This is a genomic window from Kaistella yonginensis (assembly GCF_030409525.1).
GTDB lineage: Bacteria > Bacteroidota > Bacteroidia > Flavobacteriales > Weeksellaceae > Kaistella > Kaistella yonginensis.
In genome coordinates, this window is the sequence record NZ_JAUFQB010000056.1 from 42405 (window position 1) to 61755 (window position 19351).

Below are 19351 nucleotides of genomic sequence, written 5' to 3' on the forward strand. Positions count from 1 at the left end.
ATGTGGATGAGGGATTTTTAGCATGTGGCAAAAATACTCTTTTTAGGAATTAATCTTTAGGTTTTGCCTATTTTTGCAGCATGGAAAAAAATTACCCGCAAAAGGTCGGCATTCAACAGGTTTTAGGAACCGCATTTTCGTATTGGAACAGGACTTTATTTTACCAGGTCTCTTTTAGCTTGTTGTATTTTTCATTATTCTTTTTGGGTTACTTTTATCTTTTCAAATATTTTGGCTTGTGGGATGAGATGAGCCAGCACAGTGATTTACTTCAAAGTGATTTCCCAGCGTTCAACAAAAAAATGGAAGAAGTTATGAAAATGCCGCAAACACAAAGTTTCCTTTTAGGGATTTTCTTTCTTTTCGCTTTTCTAAATCCTTTAAATGTCGGGTTTTATAAAATTTATAGAAAAATGGACTTGAACGAAAAAATAAGTTTGAATGATTTGTTTGCGGGATATTTAGGATTTGATTTCTTCAAATTTTTCGGGTTCTATCTTTTTTGGATGATTATTTTTTCTTACGCCAATTCCTTGCCGTTGCTCGGAATAGTCTGGATTGTTCTGACTTTGTTTTCTGTACCGTTGATGTTTTTTATGAATGTAAATACGATGGAAGGGATCAGGTTAACTTTTAAAGGGTTAAAGCAAGATCTCACCACCATTCTTATTTCGGTTTTAGTCGCTGTGCTTTTTAGTTTATCAGGAATTTTGCTTTTCGGATTCGGATTTTTATTTACCTTCCCATTTTGGCATGCGGTGATTTATACCTTATACCAGCATATTTTTAAGGAAAATGAGTAAATAGGTATTCATTAATTTGGATTATCTAAACTTTTAATGATAAATTTGAGAACATTAAAAATAAACTATGGATACTTTCGAAGAATTTGACCACCCAAGCGGGCCTGAAAAATCGGCAGGAGCAATTATTGCGCACGCATTTGAAATGTATAAGGGTGTTTTTCTCTATGCAATTGTCGTACTATTGATTTCATTTGCTGTTTCTATGGTCGTTGAGCCAATCACGGGTTTTAATTCGGCCGCGATGATGGAGGAATTACAATTATCGGATGGTGCTCCAATGATCTGGGCAATCCCAGGTTTTGCCCTCTACTTTGGACTTTCGGGATTGGTAAGTTTATTATTAACTCCTTTATATGTGGGTGTTATATACATTGCGAATAAATATAATCTGCAAGAATCCATTCGGTTTTCTGATTTGTTTATTGGGTTTAAACAAAATTTCATTAATATTATTTTGTATTCCTTAATATCGAATATTTTAATTGCAATTTCCTTTGCAATGTGTGTTCTTCCCGTATTTTTTGTTTTCCCTTTGCTAATGTTGGGTTACCCTATTTTGTTATTTGAAAATGCCACGTTTAGCCAAGCATTGAGCAAATCATTTTCTATTGCTAAAGAGAATTACGGAACCTTTTTAGGAACTTCACTTCTGGCATTTCTCATAAGTATTGCAGGGGTATTTTTGTGTGGGATCGGAATCATTTTTACTTTGCTATTTTATCTGGTGGCCATGTATTCGGCTTATTGCGCTTTCTGCGGTCGACCACGACCAATCATCATTAAAGAATAAATTAAATTTCGATATTTTCAAGAATATCTGTACATTTGAAAGCAATGGTTTTACCATTGCTTTTTTAATTAAATCCTATGCCGAACAAAGAAAATCAAATAAGTGAAGATAAAATCAAGCAAGTATTTTTGCTCCTGGTTATTATTATCCTGGCCATTTTGGTAGGGTACCATTTATCCTTATTCGTGCCGTCTCTTTTAGGTGCGATTACGTTGTATGTGATTACCCGGAAATACAACCTTTATTTACAAGAACAGCGGAACTGGAAGCCTTGGGCAGCTTCATTTGTTATTATTTTGGGAACCTTAATCGTTTTAATTCTCCCAATCTACTTTATTGTGGATTTACTGATTGAAAAGCTTGGGAATGCGTCTGCGTACATGCAGAAATTCAATATTTTTATCGATAAGATTCATGATTTTATTTTTGCAAAAACAAATATTGATATTTTAAGTGATGGCAATTTAACCAAACTGAAAGACGGTGTTGGTAAGTTTTCTACCTCTGCACTTAGTGGAACATTTAATACCTTAACCGTCATCATGTCGATGTATTTCATTCTCTATTTTATGCTAGAAAAACCGCTTCTTTTTGAGAGATTATTAAAAAGTTCAGCACCTTTGAAGCGGGCAAATGTGAATCTATTAGGAGAAAAAATACGGAATATGGTGATGGCAAATGCGATTGGGATCCCTGTGGTCGCGATTGGCCAAGGATTAATTGCGCTGATTGGTTATCTTATTTTTGGAGCACCCAGTGCGATTTTGTTATTTGCGTTAACTTGTGTCGCCTCCATGTTGCCGATTGTAGGCGCTGCGATTATTTATATTCCGGTTTGTATTTTTATGATTGCTGAGGGGAATGTTGGACCAGGTTTAGGCTTGGCAGCCTATTGCATCATTGTGGTGGGCTTAACCGATAACTTATTGCGTTTTACTTTGTTAAAGAAGCTTGAAAATATCCATCCGCTCAATACCGTTTTCGGAATTATCATGGGGATTAACCTTTTTGGTTTTATGGGTTTAATTTTCGGACCGATTTTAATTTCAATTACCATTTTACTCATACAGGTTTATCGGGATGAATTTGGGGAAGATGATCGTGAATTAATTATGCCTGAACCCACGGAGATCGAAGAAAAAATTGATTTAAGTATTTAAGAATTTCTAATTAAAAATTAAGAACGCATGATTCCTGAACTTCGCCCGGAAATATTAAAAGAAATCTGTGAAACCGAAATGCCTTTTGGTAAACACGAGGGATTGCTCATCGTAGATCTGCCGATTAATTATTTGGAATGGTTCCAACGTCAGGGGATGCCCGCCGGAAAGTTAGGAATGCAACTGTCTACCATTTACGAAATAAAGATGAACGGTTTGATGGATTTGCTCACCCCTTTACGTGGTAAAATCCCTCAACCTACGCCAAAAAAGAAGGTGTATAAATTTTGATATTTTACCTTTATTATTTAAATAATTTCCCTACAATTTTCCCAATTTCTACAAAATCATTGGCATTTCCGATATTTCGCGTGTCTTTTCGATACAGGACTTCGGTCTGTTGTGCAGGGAAAAGAAGCAGGAAGTTTCTTTCCTTAAAATGGTCATTCAAATAATCTGGAACGTACTGCATTTGGGGAAGGTAAGACATCATCGAGCGGTCTGCCATAAATAAAATAAGCGCATCATTATCTTTCATCTTTGCAAAAATTTTGGTGAGGTCATTCCAGTTATTAAAAATGATAAAGCTTGCATCAATATTGACTTTCTTTCTGATTTTCTCAATCATTTCTATGGTCGAATCATTGCCATAAAATTCTATCTTAGAACCCGAGTTTCGGGCGATATTCCATATCTTTAATAAGGAATGGAAAAAACGATTTTCTTTTTCTGCATTTGCTGGTAAAATAACAAAGTACTTTTGAACAGTGGAAGCAGGTTGAACCGCATGATAAACCAGTATATTTGCGGTGTTTTGTTTGAGGTAACCGCTATACAAGTGATGAACAAAACTGGGCGAGAATCCTTTTTCTTGATCGATACCAATCATTAAATCAGTGATGGAGTATTCTTTGATTACATTGTTAACTCCAACGATAAGGTCGGTGTCGTATCGGGTGATCGGCGTTATTCTTACATCGGCAGAAGCACCAATTTCAATAGCTTGATTGAATAGGTTTTCGGCATTTTTTTTCGAAGAATCATTTTTTTCTTCATTAATGATGTTTAAGATAAATAAATTCTCAGTGGTGCTTTTTGATTTAATTAATAAAGCCAGATTGGTCATTGGGTCAACCGTATTGAGGTGATTCATGGCCAATAAAATATTCTCGGTTTCTGGATTGCTTTCTGAAATTGTATTGTCATTATCCGCTTTAACCAGCTCCTCCGCGTTTTTTTGCGTAACAAATGAAGAGATGGTACAGGAAATAAGAATTAGAAGAATGCTTCCGTTCAAAACGCTTTCATCAAGTAATCTAATTGGTTCGCCTAAATCGGTTTCACCAATAATAATATTATATCCAACCGTTACTGTTGCCAAAGTTGCCGCTGCGGAAGCTGAACTTAAACCGAAAATAATTCCACCTTCTGGTTTGGTATATTTGAATGTTTTTTGTGTGGCTATAGAGGCTAAATACTTTCCGCCTATTGAAATGGAAATCATTAATAAGGCGACTTTAATCGTTTCAAAATCTTTAAAAAAGACTTTTACATCGATCAACATTCCTACACTAATTAAAAAGAAAGGAATGAAAATCGCGTTTCCAACAAATTCTACCCGATTCATGAGTGAAGAGGTTTGTGGGATTAATTTATTCAGCGCCAAACCAGCGAGAAATGCACCAATAATGGCTTCAATCCCGGCCAGCTCTGCCAGAAGCGCAGCGAGATAAATCATGACTAGCACAAAGATGTATTGCGAAATTTTATCACTTACTTTTTTGAAAAACCATCTTCCAATAATTGGGAATCCGACCAAAACAATCAATGCAAAAATAATAATCCCTAATGAAAGTTTTGTCCAGAACGCGGTATTAACTTCTCCCGTAGTCATACCCACCACAATGGCGAGTACCAAAAGGGTGAGAATATCTGTAATTACCGTGCCGCCAACAGTTACATTTACTGCGCGATTTTTAACAACGCCCAATTTACTTACCAAGGGATAAGAAATCAGGGTGTGAGAAGAGAAGATGCTGGCAAATAAAAAGGAAGTTAACCAATTATAATCTAAGATATAGTGGGCTGCAGCGATTCCAAATACAAACGGGAAAATAAAAGTGTAAGCGCCGAAACCCATGCTTTTATATTTGTTTTTTTTAAACTCAGCTAAATCGATTTCGAGTCCGGCCAGAAACATGATATAAAGTAATCCTGTGGTTCCTGTTACCACAATACTGCTGTCTCGGGTCAGTACATTAAAACCATTTGGACCGACCACTGCACCGGCAATAATTAATCCTAAAAGATGGGGAACTTTAATTTTATTTAAGAGAAGCGGCGCAGAAAGGATGATAATTAAAACGACCAAAAACTTAAGAACCGGATCTTCTAAGGGAAGATCAAATTGGGACACATTCAAGAAAGTGAGCATATATTAGTTTTTGATTTTTTCTAAATCTACCGAAAATTTCGACAGACAATTATTGCCTGTTAATTCTCGACTGCCTTTTATTCGATCCGTGTTTTCTGTCGGTAGTTGCAAAGTGATTGCAGATAAGTTATTATCTGAAATCAACATAATTTCTGAACCTGTAAGTTTTCCGGTATATTTTCTTTCACCGCCAGTTTTATTAATAATTCTAACGCCGCCTTCAGAAAATTCCCAGATGTCATTTCGTAGGTCTCCGATTACATTTTCAGAGCAGTTGGATTCCGTGCATATCATTTTGCCATTCCATTTCCCTAGCATGTTTTCAGGAATTGTTATGGCTACGGTGGTATTGGTAAATTGTTGTAAACTATCTCTCATCGCCTTGAGCATTTCGTAATCTTTTGCTTTTGCTTCAAACTCCTGCTCTTTGGTGAGTAGCGATAATTCTCGTTGCTTGAGTTGATTTTCTGCTTCAGGATTATTGCAAGAAGTCAGCATTAATAATCCACCGAAAATAAAAAGTATTAGAAATTTCATTAGAACCAATTTATGATTGACTTTAAAAGTATAAAAAAAATCCCGGATTTAAAAATCTCGGGATTGTCGTATAATAAGGCTTCACGTATTTACTCGATCATTTTAGCAATCACGTCGATTCCACCTTTTGTTTTATCACCAATTTTACAACTGATTTCGGTATCAAGCGGCAGGAAGATGTCCATTCGAGAACCGAATTTAATGAAGCCGAATTCATGTCCAGCTTTGGCCTCATCACCTTCATTACAATAGAAAACAATTCGTCTGGCAACGTAACCTGCAATTTGGCGGAAAACCACTTTGTGATTGGTTAAACTGTCCATCGCTATTGTGGTTCGTTCGTTTTCGGTGGATGATTTTTCGTGCCATGCCACCAAATATTTCCCCGGATGGTATTTTTTATAAATCACTTTACCAGACACCGGATAGCGGCAAATATGAACATTGAGCGGAGACATGAAAATCGAAATCTGAATTGCTTTCCCGTTGATAAACTCATCTTCAACAACTTCCTTAATCATCACCACTTTTCCATCTACAGGTGCGATCACATTTTCCTTATGATCCAGAATATCACGATTGGGTACACGGAAAAACCAAAAAACCAACCCGAAGATTAATAATAAAGGGATAATGATTAAAAGCCCCCACATTTGTAGAAAATGAACAGCAAGAAAGCTGACCACCGCAAATAAGATACTTGCTACGATGAGGGTGCCTTTCGACTCTTTATGAAGTTTCATATTATATTAATTTTTCTAAAATAAAGTACAAATATACAACAGGAACACAGATAATGAAACTGTCTAAACGATCTAAAACCCCGCCGTGTCCTGGAATTACATTTCCAGAATCTTTCACGCCGAAATTTCGTTTTAATTGGCTTTCTACCAAATCGCCTAATGGTCCAAAAACAGCTACCAAAAAGCCCACGATGATATAGTTTCCTCTTAAATCAGGGTAATATTGTTCGATGAAATAACCGAGAATAATGGTAAAAAAAACTCCTCCAGCAAACCCTTCCCAAGTCTTTTTAGGTGAAATTTTCGGAGCCATTTTATGTTTGCCCAGGAATTTTCCGGTGAAATAAGCAAAGGAATCACTACTCCAAATGAGGACAAATAGGAAAAACACTTCTAAAGTAAAGGTTTGTTCTACCGCTGAGAATTTGGGTAAAGCCAAGGCAAAACCAAATGGCAGGGCCGTATAGATAACGGTGAAAATCAGCTTCCCGTTGTCGTAGTAGAGCTCTTTCGGAAATCGAAAAAGAGTGACCACCGCAATGATAATTAAAGATATGCCGAGGATTTCAGAAAGATTAAAATCGAAATAAAAACCTTGATTAAAATATCTTTTAGAAAATAATTGATAAAAAACGAAAAGTATTACAGGAAAGACCACCCATTTTTCCCAACCTTTGGGATCGAATTTCATCATCTTTACACATTCCCAAGCACCCATGAAAAGGAAAAAAGTAATTAATCCGTAATAAAGATTTTGCTGTTGAACGAGACCTGGTGAAATACCATTAATCAGTTGAGTTCCTAAAGGAGTGGTGCAAAGAATGACCACCAAGCCATATAGCAAACCACCGAAAAGACGTAGAACTAAATTTTTATCCAAAATTGTATAATTAAATTTTTTTAGAAGTTAAATTCTTTTAAATTACTTGATTCAAAGGAATTAATCTTCGAGCAAAAGTAAGAAAAGTTTGGTGTTATCTTTATTCGGAGTGTCTAATTTAGAATTTCTACCACTGATAGACGTGAGATTGCGTATATTTCCGTTGCGTTTGATTTTGCCCATGGCATCATTCAGATTGGTCACTATTTGCGAAACATTGGCCATCATGATAATTTTTTCTGGCAACCGAGAGGAGTGGTAATGTAAAATGTTATTGTGTGAGAGCATAATTCTGCCATCATAAGCGATCAGATATTCGCACGTAATAAAGGCGCAATCGTTAAATAGTTCCAGCTCCGCGGTGTAAGGAGTATTAATTACATCAAGAAAATTTTTCAATTCGTGATCCCAACAAAAAACCGATTTTATTTCTTCTAATTTCAAGATATGATTTAAAGTCTGCAGCGCTTCTGCTTCATCAGCACAGTAATTAAAATAACCGCCAGAGTGGGTGAATAATTGGGCAAATTTATAGTCAAGATCGGCATTTTTCAACTGATCCCCAAGTTTAATCAAGTCCTGTTCCTCTTGCTCTTCAGGTTGATTAAATATTGTACCGACAAATTTTTTAAGATTAAATAGACTCAAATCCTATTTTTTACGCGATTATTTTTACAAAAATAGAAAATATTTACTGAAATCATCAATAAAATAAAAAAATCCTAATTATTTACAATTTTATAAATAATCAGGATTCGGTTTTTATTAAAGCTGTGTATTTGATTCTGGTCCTAATACCTCTGCTTCTTCCACAGGATTGTCTTTTTTGTGGCTATTTGACACGGGATGTTCGGTTAATTCAGGATCCCAGGCTCTTTCCCCAAAAATCTCTTCGAGGTCTTCGCGGAAGATGACTTCTTTTTCCAAAAGTTTAGCCGCCAGCGCATCCAACTTATCTTTATTATCTGCTAAGATTTGCAAAGCTCTTTGATATTGGGTTTCGATAATTTTAGAAATTTCTTCATCAATCGTTTTTGCGGTATGCTCAGAATAGGGTTTTCCAAAACTATACTCAGACTGACCGCTGCTATCATAATAAGAGATATTTCCAACTTTTTCATTCAGACCATAAATTGTTACCATTGCTTGTGCCTGTTTGGTTACTCGTTCTAAATCTGAAAGTGCGCCTGTAGAGATGTTTCCGAAAATGATTTGTTCTGCTGCTCTACCGCCTAGTGTTGCACACAATTCATCATACATCTGTTCGGTCGTCGTCAATTGTCTTTCTTCGGGAAGATACCATGCTGCCCCTAAAGAACGTCCTCTAGGAACGATGGTTACCTTTAGTAAAGGAGCTGCATGTTCCACCAACCAAGATATTGTGGCGTGGCCAGCTTCATGATAAGCAACTCTTCTTTTTTCTGAAGGTTTAATGGCTTTATTTTTCTTTTCAAGCCCACCGATAATTCGATCGACAGCGTCTAGGAAATCTTGTTTGGTTACCGCTTCGTGAGAATTTCTAGCGGCAATCAATGCAGCTTCATTGCAAAGGTTTGCGATATCTGCGCCACTAAATCCGGGAGTTTGCTTCGCCAAGAAATCACGGTCAATATTGGGTTCCATTGTAATTTTTGCCAAATGCACATCAAAAATTTCTCTTCTTTCATGCAGTTCTGGTAAATCCACATAAATCATTCGGTCAAATCGGCCTGCTCTCATCAAGGCTTTATCTAAAATGTCTGCTCGGTTGGTTGCCGCCATGATAATCACATTGGTATCGGTTCCAAACCCATCCATTTCGGTAAGCAACTGATTCAGGGTGTTTTCTCTTTCGTCATTCCCACCTGTCATATTCCCTTTTCCTCTAGCTCTACCAATAGCATCAATTTCATCAATAAAAATAATCGCTGGTGATTTTGCTTTTGCTTGCGCGAATAAGTCCCGAACTCGAGATGCTCCCACACCCACAAACATTTCCACGAAATCAGATCCTGATAAAGAAAAGAAAGGTACTTTTGCTTCACCTGCAACGGCTTTTGCCAATAAGGTTTTACCTGTCCCCGGAGGACCAACCAATAGAACTCCTTTTGGAATTTTACCACCCAGTTTGGTGTATTTTTCAGAGTTTTTTAGGAAATCCACGACTTCCTGAACTTCTTCTTTTGCGCCTTCTAAGCCGGCAACATCTTTAAACGAAACCTGCACTTTGTCTTTTTCGTCAAAAAGTTTTGCTTTAGATTTACCGATGGAGAAGATCTGGCTGCCGCCACCACCGCCACCACCGCCCATCATTTTGCGGAAAATCACAAAATAGAAAAGCGCCATAATGGCAATCCAGAAGATGGCCGTAAATAGGAGTTCGGTCATTGGGTTTTTCCCAAGTCCAAAATCTTTTTTAGTGGTTACCGTTGGATATTCCTGTTTAATTTGATCAAATTTTTGCAGGAAAAGTGTTTTGTCGCCATAACTTAGCGTGTAGTCTGGTTTTTCAGAAAAGTCAAATGCAGAAAATGGGCTTCTTTCCGTTGTTTTTTGTTTGGCTGCCAGTTCTGTTTTTGCCGCTTGGGTTAAAAAAACATCTGCTTTTTCTGTATCTTTATAGATGAGTACATTGTCTACCTTACCCTGCTCCATTAATTTATAAAAAGCTTCTTCATCTATTTGATTAGAAGAAGAATCACTATTCATATTCGAAAAGAAAAAGAGCAAAATGGCTCCGATCGCAATCGGAAAGAACCAGTTAAATCCTTTATTATTATTCATATTTTGGTATAAAAATATTGACAGAAATGGTTCCTGTCAACGATCATTAATTAATTTTCTATTTTTGTAATCTGTGCATCGCCCCAAAGTTCCTCAATATCGTAATATTCACGGGTTTCTCTTTGGAAAACATGAACCACTACAGAGACATAATCTAGTAAAACCCAAAGTGAGTTTTCACTTCCTTCTACATGCCACGGGCGGTCTTGTAATTCATTTCTAACCTTTTTTTCGATGTTGCCAGAAATGGCCGAAACCTGCGTATTAGAGTTACCAGTGCAGATGACGAATGTTTGTGCGACCGAATTTTCGATTTTTGATAAGTCGAAGATCATAATATCTTCTCCTTTTGTATCTTGTATTGCTTCTACAATTTTGTCGATCAGTAGTTGCTTTTCTGTGATTTTGTTCATTAAAAATTTTGTATAATCTGCAAATTTATTGTTTTTTTATTTAAATAGTCTCAAATTTACCACTTCTAACTCTTAAAGTTTTCATAAATGATACGCTTGTTCTACCTTCGAGAATGTTCCTCAACACACGATGTGCTTGAGAAATTTCTTACACATGATACGCTGGATTTACAAGCCGTTTATACTTTTAATCAAATCAAAGGTAAAGGTCAGTATGGAAATTCTTGGGAATCGGGCGACCAGTTAAATTTGGCTTATTCGGTCGCAGTCCCCCAGGAACTCATTAAACTACCCAATCATTTATTCAATTTTCATACCGCTGAAGTGGTGGCGGATTTTCTTGCCATTCTGACAAATCACCAACCGGAAATAAAATGGCCAAATGATCTAATTATCAAGCAGAAAAAAGTCGCTGGATTATTAATAGAGAAGAAATTACTCAATAACAAATCGTATTTTCTAGTCGGAATAGGTTTAAATGTTTTGCAGCAAAACTTCAGAAACCTTCCTAAAGCAGGGTCTTTGTTTACCCAAACAGGTATTGAATTCGATCTTGAAATTTTAGCAGAATCCCTTCATCAGTATTTGGATGATCATTTAATAAATCCAATCTCTGAAGAGGTGGTGCTCGAAGAATTGAACCGGCGATTATTTAGAAAAAATTTAATTTCTGTTTTTGAAATCGGTCAACTAAGACAAAATGGCATTGTTAAAAAAGTGGATGAAGATGGTTTTTTATGGGTAGAACTAGAGCATAACGGATTGCAAAAATTCTTTCATAAAGAAATCACCTTGCTCTACTGATTGGCTCTTTTGAAATAAAGATACAATGCCAGCGGCCCAAAGATAAAATTAGGCAACCACATCGCAACGAATGGAGTTAAGGTTTTGTTGGCAGATACAACCTTCAATACTTCAAAAGAAAATACAAAAACAAAAGCCAGTGAAATTCCTATGGCAAGGTTCATTCCCAACCCGCCACGCTTTTTCTGTGAAGCGAGCGCCAATCCTAAAACGGTGAGAATAATGACTGAAAAAGGCATTGATGTTCGTTGATGCAACTCATTTAAATAATTATTCAGATTTGCATTCCCTTTTTCTTTTTCTCTGTTGATAAATTTGATGAGTTCTGGTGTTGTTTTATTTTGACCCAATAAAACATCGGGGAAAAGTTCCTCTGGCGGATGTCCGAAACTTTTAATCATCGAATTTCCTTGCGCTAATTTCTCGGTATCATTTTTAAAAATCGTTTTTTCCAGGTAATTACTCATCAGAAAATGTTTTTTATCTTTTACCCAATAAAAATCGGCCGCATTTAACTGATAAATTAACCTACGGTCTTTGTCGAATTTTTGATAGAAAAAGCCTGAGCCACGCTTTTCTTTTTTGTTATAACTTTTAATAAAAATATATTCGGTTTTCGAAAGCTGGGTTGCAACTTCAACATTGCCCGTAAATTCTTCTCGGCTTTTTGCATTATACGTGTAAGGTTCCAGCTCATTTTTCTTAATGTTGGCCAGTGGTAATACGAAATGATTGATGAGTAAAGCAGCAATGGCGATCAACCCAGATGTTATAAAATAAGGGCGGGCAAATCGGTGGAAACTCGCTCCAGAACTAATAATAGCTACAATTTCAGTATTATTCGCAATTTTAGAGGTGAAGAAAATAACCGAAATAAAAACCAAAATCGACATAAAGGTGATGACCAGATTTACCATCCAGTAAGGATAGAAATCGATCAGGAACTCCGTTACCGTAAATCCGTTGGATTCAATTCTGGGTGCTTTCGCCTGCACATCGATGACCAATACAATAATCGTTAATAACGCCAACATGAACCCGAAAGTCCCAAGGTATTTTTTGATGATATACAGGTCAATTATTTTCATCGATACTTTTTAAAGTCTTTGTTTTAACACGGGTACCACCGATTCCTTCCATTCATAAAAATCACCCGCGATAATATGTTGTCTCGCCACGCGAACCAAATCAAGATAAAAAGCTAAATTATGAATTGAAGCGATTTGTTTTGCTAAATATTCTTTTGAGGCAAATAAATGCCGTACATATGCCTTGGAATACTCTGAATCTACATAACTCGATCCGAATTCATCTAAGGCAGAAAAATCACTTTCCCATTTTTTATTTTTCATATTCATTACGCCTTGCCAAGTAAATAACATGGCGTTTCTGGCATTTCTCGTCGGCATCACACAGTCCATCATATCGATTCCTAAGCCGATGGTTTCCAAAATATTCCACGGCGTTCCAACGCCCATTAAGTAGCGTGGTTTATCTTTGGGTAAAATGTCGGTAACTTCATCGGTGATGCGGTACATTTCATCTTCTGGTTCTCCAACAGAAAGTCCGCCGATGGCATTACCTGCTGCATTTTGTTCCGAAATAAATTCAGCAGATTTCTTTCTTAAATCAGAATAGGTGGAGCCCTGAACGATTGGGAAAAGTTTCTGTTGATGACCGTAGATTTCAGTATTTTCATCCGTCCATTTGATGCATCTTTTTAACCAGCGATGGGTCATTTCCATCGATTTTTTGGCTAAATTATATTCGCACGGATAAGGAGTGCATTCATCAAATGCCATAAAAATATCGGCGCCGATTTGTCGCTGAATTTGCATAGAAATTTCGGGAGAAATAAAATGCGTACTTCCATCGATATGCGATTTAAATTTTACGCCTTCTTCATTTAATTTTCTGGATTTTGATAAAGAAAATACTTGGTAACCTCCGGAATCGGTTAGAATGGGTAAATCCCAGTTCATAAATTTATGCAATCCGCCTGCCGCCTGCATAATATCCATTTTCGGACGTAGATTTAAATGATAGGTATTTCCTAGAATAATCTGTGCTTTGATATCATCTTTAAGTTCTCTTTGATGAACGGTTTTTACAGAAGCCACCGTGCCTACTGGCATAAAAATCGGTGTTTCAATTGTACCGTGATCTGTGGTAATGGTTCCGGCTCTTGCTTTGCCAGTCGTAGTTTTGTTGATTTCGAAAAATGAGGATGTCATATTATTGTGCAAATGCAGGTACGTTTTTATTTTCTTTAAGTTTTTTCTCGATATAGATTTTCGCTTTCGGATCCTGGTTAATTACCAGATCTTGTGCGCGGTCTATAATTTCTTTAATCTCGCCAGAAGCGGTGTAATATTTATAACTTTCAACAAAATCATTTCCGTTAATTTTTTTTTGTTGAAGGGTATATCGGGTTGCGTTATCCAGGTTGATGTTTTCTACGACCAAGGTCATTTGCTCATTCATTGCAAATTCTGCTAATACATCAGCCATGGTATCTTTCGATATAAGGTTCTTTGGTTTGTCGATCAGTTCGGAACAAGCCATCATTAAAAATGAAAAAATAATAAGTGCAGCTTTTCTCATAATTTTCCAATCATCGATTTCCATTTTAAGTTTAAAACACCAAAAACAGCTTCGTGAATAATACCGCCGTTCATTTTGCTTTCGCCTAATTCTCGATTGGTAAAGATAATCGGGACTTCCACCACTTTAAACCCTTTTTTAATCGCCCGGAATTTCATTTCAATTTGAAAGCCGTACCCTTTTAATTTAATTTGGTCTAAACCAATTTCTTCCAGAACTATTCTGGAAAAGCAAACGAAACCAGCGGTGGTGTCATGAATCGGAATTCCTAAAATAAGGCGTACATATTTAGAAGCAAAATAAGAAAGCAAGACTCTGCCCATCGGCCAGTTTACCACATTTACTCCTTTTGAATATCGTGATCCAATGCTCATGTCGGCTTTTACACAAGCCTCAAAAAGTTTATTTAAATCTGCTGGATTGTGCGAAAAATCGGCATCCATTTCAAATATATAATCGTAATTATTTTCCAGCGCCCATTTAAATCCATCGATATACGCTTTTCCTAAGCCATCTTTTATTTTCCTAACGATGAGATGGAGTTGATGAGGATAAATTTCTTGTAGTTTTTTTACGATAGCAGCGGTGCCATCGGGTGATGAATCGTCAACAATCAAAACATGAAAATCTTCCTCCAGCGCAAATACGGTAGAAATAATGTTTTGAATATTTTCCTTCTCATTATAAGTTGGAATGATGACGAGTTTTTTCATCTTAGAAATTAAGGTGCAAAGATAAACTTTTCCGCCGTTATTTTTACGGACTGTTTTGGTGCATCAATATTAATTCCAATTGTAATGAAGATGAAATAATTAAAGATATTGCTTTAATATTCTTATTTTTGCAAAAATTTTAGTTTGATTCGACTTGTGCAGCACAACGATTGGGTGGTTTTTATCATTCTCGGCTGTATTTTACTTTATGTATTTATGCTTTTATATCTTCATCGGGATTCATCGGTAAAGGTTTTTTTGCTGCAAAAATTTGCCGATTCTTCTAACAATTTTTTGAGCTGGCTTATAATTAGTTGTGTTTTCACCGTTTTGTTGGCCACTTTTATTTCACCGTCTATTCCCATTGTCCCAAAACTCGTGACCGATATACATTTTTTCGGTTACGAACTGAATAAATTTGGATTTACCTTAGGCGCACTCTTTCTTTTTTTTACCCTTAAAAGTTCGCTGTCCTATATTTTTTATGCTGGCACTGGAAGTCTGAAAAAGTGGAAACTTTTTCAATTTTCGGCCTCTAAATTTTATTTCGTATTTTCTTTGGTGTTAATGGGACTTTGTGTGTATCAGTTTTTTTATAAGGTCAATGATGTACAGTTAACAGGTTATTTTAAAGCGATTGATTTACAAATATTTGACTATTATTTTGTGGGTTTTATGGGGGTTTTTGTATTTAAAATTTTCTTTTATCTTCTTTCGCCCAATAAAATATTACCGCAGAAGTGGTATTATAAATTTTTGTATATTTGCACCCTCCAAATTACACCTGTTTTGGTCCTTTGGAAAGTATTATATCTTTAAGAAATTTAGACGATGAAAATTAAATCGATATTGGTTTCACAGCCGGCCCCAAACGAATCTTCTCCGTATTTGGAAATTGCTCGAAAGGAAAAAATCAGAATAGATTTTAAGCCGTTCATTCATGTAGAGGGAGTTGATGCAAAAGATCTAAGGACACAAAAAATTGATTTGTCACAATACACCGGTATTATATTTACCAGTAAAAATGCGATTGATCATTATTTTCGTCTTGCAGAAGAAATGCGTTTCGCTGTTCCAGATTCTATGCGATACATTTGTCAGTCGGAAGCGATTGCCAATTACTTGCAAAAACATATTGTCTATAGAAAAAGAAAAATCTCTTTCGGTGAACGTACTTTTGCTGATTTGCTTCCGCTATTCAAGAAATTTCCGTCAGAAAAATACCTTTTACCTGCTTCAGATATTTTAAGCCCAGATATTCAAACGGTTTTAGAAACTTCTGGAATTGAGTGGACAAAAGCGACCATGTACAAAACGGTCAGCAGTGACCTTAGTGAAATAAATATTGATGAGTACGACATGTTGGTTTTCTTTAGCCGACAAGGAATTAAATCGTTGCACGAAAACTTTAAAAACTTTAACCAAGACAAAGTTAAGGTTGCTGTATTTGGAGCCACCACAGAACAAGCAGCGAAAGATGCTGGTTTGAGAATTGATGTCATGGCGCCCAGCAAAGAATCACCATCAATGACCATGGCCATTGAAAAATACATAAGAAATCTGGAGAAATAATTTCTTCAGAAAAACATAATTCTAAAACCGCCTTATTCAAAGATTAAGTCGGTTTTTATATTTTAAATCATTACTCTTGATGAGCTCTAAAAATAGTATACCACCCAAAGCAAAAAAAATAGCGAAAGTTCTGGAAATCCATGGTGACCAAAGGAATGATCCTTATTATTGGTTAAATGAAAGAGAGAATCCTGAAGTGATTCAATATTTGGAAGATGAAAATGCCTATGCCGAAGCGGTGATGAAGGATACCGAAGATTTTCAACACCAAATTTTTGAGGAAATGAAAGCCCGTTATAAAAAAGATGACGAGTCGCTACCGTATTTTTTTAATGAATATTGGTACATTGTCCGTTTTGTAGAAGGAAAAGAACATCCTTTATTTACCAGGAAATTTCAGACCTTAGAAAATGAAGAGGAACTTTTGTTGGATGTAAATGTCTTGGCGGACGGTCAAAAATTCTTTGAAGTGGGAAGCGTCGCTATTTCACCGAACAATAAGTTAATGAGCTACTCTTCCGACAATATGGGTCGAAGGATTTATAACATTAATTTTAAGAATGTAGAAACCGGCGAAATTTTACAAGATCAAATTGCCAACACTACCGGAAAAGTAGTTTGGGCAAATGATAATGAGCATATCTTCTATATCCGAAAAGACGATAGTTTGCGCGCTTTTCAGGTATTTCTGCATCAGTTAGGAACAGATTCCTCGCAAGATGTTTTAATTTTTCATGAAGAAGATGAGTCTTTCGATGTTAATGTTTTTAAAACCAAATCGTTAGCGTATATTTTTATTTCCAGTTCGAGCACGATTTCGGATGAGCAACGATTTATTCCGGCAGATCAAGTGATGGCCGACTGGCAGATTATTCAACCAAGAATGGATGATTTGGAATATGCAGTAGAGCATTATGAAGATGAATTTTATGTCATTACCAATGCTGATGAAGCTACCAATTTTAAAATTGTAAAAACCAAAGTTGCGCAACCCGGAATAAAGAATTGGATTGAAGTGATACCGCATCGTGAAGAGGTTTTGTTGGAAGGTTTTGAAATTTTCAAAAACTATTTGGTACTCGAAGAAAGAACGCAAGGACTTCTACAGCTGAAAATTATTGATACAAAAAACAATTCGGTTCATTATCTTCCCTTTTCAGATCCCACGTATACTACTTATATCGGCTTAAATTTAGAGTTTGATACTGAGAAATTGCGCTTCGGTTATACTTCACTTACGCAGCCAAGTTCAACTTTTGAATATGATATGAAAGAAAGAACCACTATTTTATTGAAGCAACAGGAAGTATTGGGTGAGGATTTTTTGCCAGAAAATTATATCTCAGAAAGAATTTGGGCAACGGCCAGAGACGGAAAAAAAGTTCCGATTTCTTTGGTGTATCATAAGGAGACAAAAAAATCACCGGAAACTCCACTCTTGCTTTATGGCTACGGAAGTTACGGTCATACGGTAGATGCGAGTTTTTCTAACGTACGACTTTCCTTGTTGAATCGTGGTTTTATTTACGCAATTGCACATATCCGCGGCGGCGAATATATGGGAAGAGAATGGTATGAAGAGGGAAAAATGCTGCAAAAGAAAAACACATTTTTTGATTTTATTGATGCGGCAAAATTTTTAGTGAAAGAAAATTACACCTCACAGAGACATCTTTACGGGATGGGTGGTAGTGCAGGTGGATTGTTGATGGGTGCCGTAATCAATAACGAACCCAATTTGTTCCACGGAATTGTGGCTCAAGTTCCTTTTGTAGATGTGGTTACGACCATGTTGGATGAGACGATTCCTCTGACAACGGGGGAATTTGATGAATGGGGAAATCCGAAAGAAAAAGAATATTACGATTATATGAAATCCTATTCGCCTTACGATAATATCGAAGCGAAAAATTATCCGCATATTTTGATCACAACCGGTTTGCATGATTCACAGGTTCAATATTGGGAACCCGCAAAATGGACGGCCAAGCTACGGGAGTTAAAAACCGATGACCACTTATTGGTATTTAAAACCGATATGAGTTCTGGTCACGGTGGAGCAAGCGGAAGGTTTGAATCTTTAAAAGAAGATTCTTTAGAGTATGCATTTTTAATGAAATTAGAAAATAAAATCAATGGAAACTAAATCAGAAGGCCAACTTTGGGAAGAAGTGGAACAATTCTTCGTAAAAAATTTCGAGACCGATAAACATCCGCAGATTGACACGATTTTGTTCCTAATCGGTGTTCAGGAATTAGGCAGCGGCCAGCAAAAATATACGAAAGATGATAAACTCAATATTCTACATATCGCGGTTTGTCGCTTGCTAGAGCCATTTGGATACTATAAGTTTCGGGATTATGATGATGATGGTTATCCACATTTTGATGAAGTCGCAACACTTCCGGAGCTGAAACCGAATGAGCAACAGATTTTGATGAAGAAAGCCATCATTCAGTATTTTATGGATGAAGCGCTTTTTGAAGGATAAGAATTAAGGCTGGTTTTACAATCAGTCTTTTTTGTTGAGCAGTTTTTCCAATTGATTTAAGGCTGCCGTAAATCCTTGTTCCGCCCCCATTCCCAGAATTTGCAGCATCTCTGCAGGGGAATTGAAATGATTGTTGATGGTTAGTTTTGTGCCTTGCGCAACTCCTGTAAATCCGATTAAACTTTTGGTAGTAGGCAATGCCGTATTCATATTGCCATTTTCGTCAGTGAAGAAATCGGTAAAATCAAAACTTCGGTGGTAATTTATTTCATGATACTTCGCGCCGCCAAAATGTTTTTCGTTTTCTGGACCGATCATGGCATAATACCAAAAACCACCTGGTTCAAATTCCATTTTTAATGTTTCGCATTTCCAAGGCTTCGGTGCCCACCACTTGTTCAATAAATCTGCTTGTGTAAAGTGATTCCAAACTTCATCTACTGAACAATGAAATACTTTCATGATATATATTGTAGCGGCTTTCTCATCTTTAGTAAAAATTATTTTTGTTTCCATTTTTAAATTTTATCAAATATAACCTGTTGTGCATTTAGCATAAATTAATTTTTGTTTTATTTATACTTCTTTTAAAAACGAAAAAATTCAGATACTGTATCATTGTAAAGGAAGTGATTTTAGA

21 protein-coding genes are annotated in these 19351 nt (G+C 36.3%); 9 read left to right on the forward strand and 12 right to left on the reverse strand.

Going from position 1 to position 19351, the window contains the following annotated elements; translation table 11 throughout:
• Positions 1 to 80 precede the first annotated feature (80 nt).
• The 4 genes from QWY78_RS11465 to QWY78_RS11480 all read left to right on the forward strand — a co-directional run bounded on the left by QWY78_RS11465 (position 81) and on the right by QWY78_RS11480 (position 3047).
• Positions 81 to 803 carry a hypothetical protein gene (locus tag QWY78_RS11465; protein WP_290219918.1) on the forward strand — a complete coding sequence of 241 codons (723 nt, stop codon included), beginning with the start codon at positions 81 to 83 and terminating at the stop codon, positions 801 to 803.
• A 67-nt stretch (positions 804 to 870) separates the two neighbouring features.
• Positions 871 to 1596, forward strand: coding sequence for a beta-carotene 15,15'-monooxygenase (locus QWY78_RS11470; protein WP_290219920.1), 726 nt, complete (start codon positions 871 to 873; stop codon positions 1594 to 1596).
• Between the two features lie 77 nt (positions 1597 to 1673).
• The gene (locus tag QWY78_RS11475) at positions 1674 to 2756 is read left to right on the forward strand and encodes an AI-2E family transporter (protein ID WP_290219922.1); all 1083 of its coding nucleotides are present in this window, start codon (positions 1674 to 1676) and stop codon (positions 2754 to 2756) included.
• Positions 2757 to 2783: 27 nt separating this feature from the next.
• Complete coding sequence (locus QWY78_RS11480) at positions 2784 to 3047, forward strand: DUF3820 family protein (protein WP_290219924.1); 264 nt, start codon at positions 2784 to 2786, stop codon at positions 3045 to 3047.
• A 13-nt stretch (positions 3048 to 3060) separates the two neighbouring features.
• Here QWY78_RS11480 and QWY78_RS11485 read toward each other — a convergent pair whose 3' ends face one another.
• The 7 genes from QWY78_RS11485 to rsfS form a co-directional block, all read right to left on the reverse strand.
• Entirely contained in the window at positions 3061 to 5190 is a 2130-nt protein-coding gene (locus QWY78_RS11485; protein WP_290219926.1) for a cation:proton antiporter, read from the reverse strand.
• 3 nt (positions 5191 to 5193) lie between these two features.
• Positions 5194 to 5727, reverse strand: a complete 534-nt coding sequence (locus QWY78_RS11490; protein WP_290219928.1) for a hypothetical protein — start codon at positions 5725 to 5727, stop codon at positions 5194 to 5196.
• A gap of 89 nt (positions 5728 to 5816) precedes the next feature.
• A complete protein-coding gene (locus QWY78_RS11495; RefSeq protein WP_290219930.1) occupies positions 5817 to 6470 on the reverse strand; it encodes a phosphatidylserine decarboxylase family protein in 654 nt (217 codons plus the stop codon).
• A 1-nt stretch (position 6471) separates the two neighbouring features.
• Positions 6472 to 7350, reverse strand: a complete 879-nt coding sequence (locus QWY78_RS11500; protein ID WP_290219932.1) for a phosphatidate cytidylyltransferase — start codon at positions 7348 to 7350, stop codon at positions 6472 to 6474.
• 60 nt (positions 7351 to 7410) lie between these two features.
• Complete coding sequence (locus tag QWY78_RS11505) at positions 7411 to 7998, reverse strand: LUD domain-containing protein (protein WP_290219934.1); 588 nt, start codon at positions 7996 to 7998, stop codon at positions 7411 to 7413.
• Positions 7999 to 8115: 117 nt separating this feature from the next.
• Entirely contained in the window at positions 8116 to 10113 is a 1998-nt protein-coding gene (gene ftsH / locus QWY78_RS11510; protein ID WP_290219936.1) for an ATP-dependent zinc metalloprotease FtsH, read from the reverse strand.
• A gap of 50 nt (positions 10114 to 10163) precedes the next feature.
• Positions 10164 to 10526 (reverse strand): ribosome silencing factor, encoded by a 363-nt coding sequence (gene rsfS / locus QWY78_RS11515; RefSeq protein WP_290219938.1) that lies wholly within the window; start codon positions 10524 to 10526, stop codon positions 10164 to 10166.
• Positions 10527 to 10613: 87 nt separating this feature from the next.
• Between rsfS and QWY78_RS11520 the strand changes: the two genes are divergently transcribed.
• Positions 10614 to 11330 carry a biotin--[acetyl-CoA-carboxylase] ligase gene (locus tag QWY78_RS11520; RefSeq protein ID WP_290219940.1) on the forward strand — a complete coding sequence of 239 codons (717 nt, stop codon included), beginning with the start codon at positions 10614 to 10616 and terminating at the stop codon, positions 11328 to 11330.
• Here QWY78_RS11520 and QWY78_RS11525 read toward each other — a convergent pair.
• From QWY78_RS11525 to QWY78_RS11540, 4 genes are read right to left on the reverse strand one after another with little or no spacing between them, the layout of a single operon-like run.
• Entirely contained in the window at positions 11324 to 12418 is a 1095-nt protein-coding gene (locus QWY78_RS11525) for an LptF/LptG family permease (protein ID WP_290219942.1), read from the reverse strand. The two genes, QWY78_RS11520 and QWY78_RS11525, sit on opposite strands and share 7 nt — an antisense overlap.
• A gap of 9 nt (positions 12419 to 12427) precedes the next feature.
• Entirely contained in the window at positions 12428 to 13564 is a 1137-nt protein-coding gene (gene tgt, locus QWY78_RS11530) for a tRNA guanosine(34) transglycosylase Tgt (RefSeq protein ID WP_290219944.1), read from the reverse strand.
• A 1-nt stretch (position 13565) separates the two neighbouring features.
• Positions 13566 to 13958 (reverse strand): DUF4296 domain-containing protein, encoded by a 393-nt coding sequence (locus QWY78_RS11535; protein ID WP_290219946.1) that lies wholly within the window; start codon positions 13956 to 13958, stop codon positions 13566 to 13568.
• On the reverse strand, positions 13931 to 14647 hold the full coding sequence (locus QWY78_RS11540; RefSeq protein WP_290219948.1) for a polyprenol monophosphomannose synthase: 717 nt from the start codon (positions 14645 to 14647) through the stop codon (positions 13931 to 13933). Before QWY78_RS11540 ends, QWY78_RS11535 begins: the two co-directional genes overlap by 28 nt.
• Before the next feature lie 144 nt (positions 14648 to 14791).
• On the opposite strand from QWY78_RS11540, the gene QWY78_RS11545 reads away from it, so the two are divergent.
• The 4 genes from QWY78_RS11545 (at position 14792) to QWY78_RS11560 (ending at position 18711) form a co-directional block, all read left to right on the forward strand.
• Positions 14792 to 15466 (forward strand): DUF4271 domain-containing protein, encoded by a 675-nt coding sequence (locus tag QWY78_RS11545; RefSeq protein ID WP_290219949.1) that lies wholly within the window; start codon positions 14792 to 14794, stop codon positions 15464 to 15466.
• A 12-nt stretch (positions 15467 to 15478) separates the two neighbouring features.
• On the forward strand, positions 15479 to 16219 hold the full coding sequence (locus QWY78_RS11550; RefSeq protein ID WP_290219951.1) for a uroporphyrinogen-III synthase: 741 nt from the start codon (positions 15479 to 15481) through the stop codon (positions 16217 to 16219).
• Positions 16220 to 16298: 79 nt separating this feature from the next.
• A complete protein-coding gene (locus QWY78_RS11555; protein ID WP_290219953.1) occupies positions 16299 to 18365 on the forward strand; it encodes a S9 family peptidase in 2067 nt (688 codons plus the stop codon).
• Positions 18355 to 18711: a hypothetical protein gene (locus QWY78_RS11560; protein ID WP_290219955.1), complete on the forward strand. Its 357-nt coding sequence runs from the start codon at positions 18355 to 18357 to the stop codon at positions 18709 to 18711. Before QWY78_RS11555 ends, QWY78_RS11560 begins: the two co-directional genes overlap by 11 nt.
• 21 nt (positions 18712 to 18732) lie before the next feature.
• Here QWY78_RS11560 and QWY78_RS11565 read toward each other — a convergent pair whose 3' ends face one another.
• Positions 18733 to 19227, reverse strand: a complete 495-nt coding sequence (locus tag QWY78_RS11565) for an SRPBCC family protein (RefSeq protein ID WP_290219957.1) — start codon at positions 19225 to 19227, stop codon at positions 18733 to 18735.
• Positions 19228 to 19351: the final 124 nt, after the last annotated feature.

What these genes read in the sequence shown, in the direction of transcription:
- QWY78_RS11465 (WP_290219918.1), top strand. Translation starts at nt 81, where the DNA reads ATGGAAAAAAATTACCCGCAAAAGGTCGGCATTCAACAGGTTTTAGGA.
- QWY78_RS11470 (WP_290219920.1), top strand. Translation starts at nt 871, where the DNA reads ATGGATACTTTCGAAGAATTTGACCACCCAAGCGGGCCTGAAAAATCG.
- QWY78_RS11475 (WP_290219922.1), top strand. Translation starts at nt 1,674, where the DNA reads ATGCCGAACAAAGAAAATCAAATAAGTGAAGATAAAATCAAGCAAGTA.
- QWY78_RS11480 (WP_290219924.1), top strand. Translation starts at nt 2,784, where the DNA reads ATGATTCCTGAACTTCGCCCGGAAATATTAAAAGAAATCTGTGAAACC.
- QWY78_RS11485 (WP_290219926.1), bottom strand. Translation starts at nt 5,190, where the DNA reads ATGCTCACTTTCTTGAATGTGTCCCAATTTGATCTTCCCTTAGAAGAT.
- QWY78_RS11490 (WP_290219928.1), bottom strand. Translation starts at nt 5,727, where the DNA reads ATGAAATTTCTAATACTTTTTATTTTCGGTGGATTATTAATGCTGACT.
- QWY78_RS11495 (WP_290219930.1), bottom strand. Translation starts at nt 6,470, where the DNA reads ATGAAACTTCATAAAGAGTCGAAAGGCACCCTCATCGTAGCAAGTATC.
- ftsH (WP_290219936.1), bottom strand. Translation starts at nt 10,113, where the DNA reads ATGAATAATAATAAAGGATTTAACTGGTTCTTTCCGATTGCGATCGGA.
- rsfS (WP_290219938.1), bottom strand. Translation starts at nt 10,526, where the DNA reads ATGAACAAAATCACAGAAAAGCAACTACTGATCGACAAAATTGTAGAA.
- QWY78_RS11520 (WP_290219940.1), top strand. Translation starts at nt 10,614, where the DNA reads ATGATACGCTTGTTCTACCTTCGAGAATGTTCCTCAACACACGATGTG.
- QWY78_RS11525 (WP_290219942.1), bottom strand. Translation starts at nt 12,418, where the DNA reads ATGAAAATAATTGACCTGTATATCATCAAAAAATACCTTGGGACTTTC.
- tgt (WP_290219944.1), bottom strand. Translation starts at nt 13,564, where the DNA reads ATGACATCCTCATTTTTCGAAATCAACAAAACTACGACTGGCAAAGCA.
- QWY78_RS11535 (WP_290219946.1), bottom strand. Translation starts at nt 13,958, where the DNA reads ATGGAAATCGATGATTGGAAAATTATGAGAAAAGCTGCACTTATTATT.
- QWY78_RS11540 (WP_290219948.1), bottom strand. Translation starts at nt 14,647, where the DNA reads ATGAAAAAACTCGTCATCATTCCAACTTATAATGAGAAGGAAAATATT.
- QWY78_RS11550 (WP_290219951.1), top strand. Translation starts at nt 15,479, where the DNA reads ATGAAAATTAAATCGATATTGGTTTCACAGCCGGCCCCAAACGAATCT.
- QWY78_RS11555 (WP_290219953.1), top strand. Translation starts at nt 16,299, where the DNA reads ATGAGCTCTAAAAATAGTATACCACCCAAAGCAAAAAAAATAGCGAAA.
- QWY78_RS11560 (WP_290219955.1), top strand. Translation starts at nt 18,355, where the DNA reads ATGGAAACTAAATCAGAAGGCCAACTTTGGGAAGAAGTGGAACAATTC.
- QWY78_RS11565 (WP_290219957.1), bottom strand. Translation starts at nt 19,227, where the DNA reads ATGGAAACAAAAATAATTTTTACTAAAGATGAGAAAGCCGCTACAATA.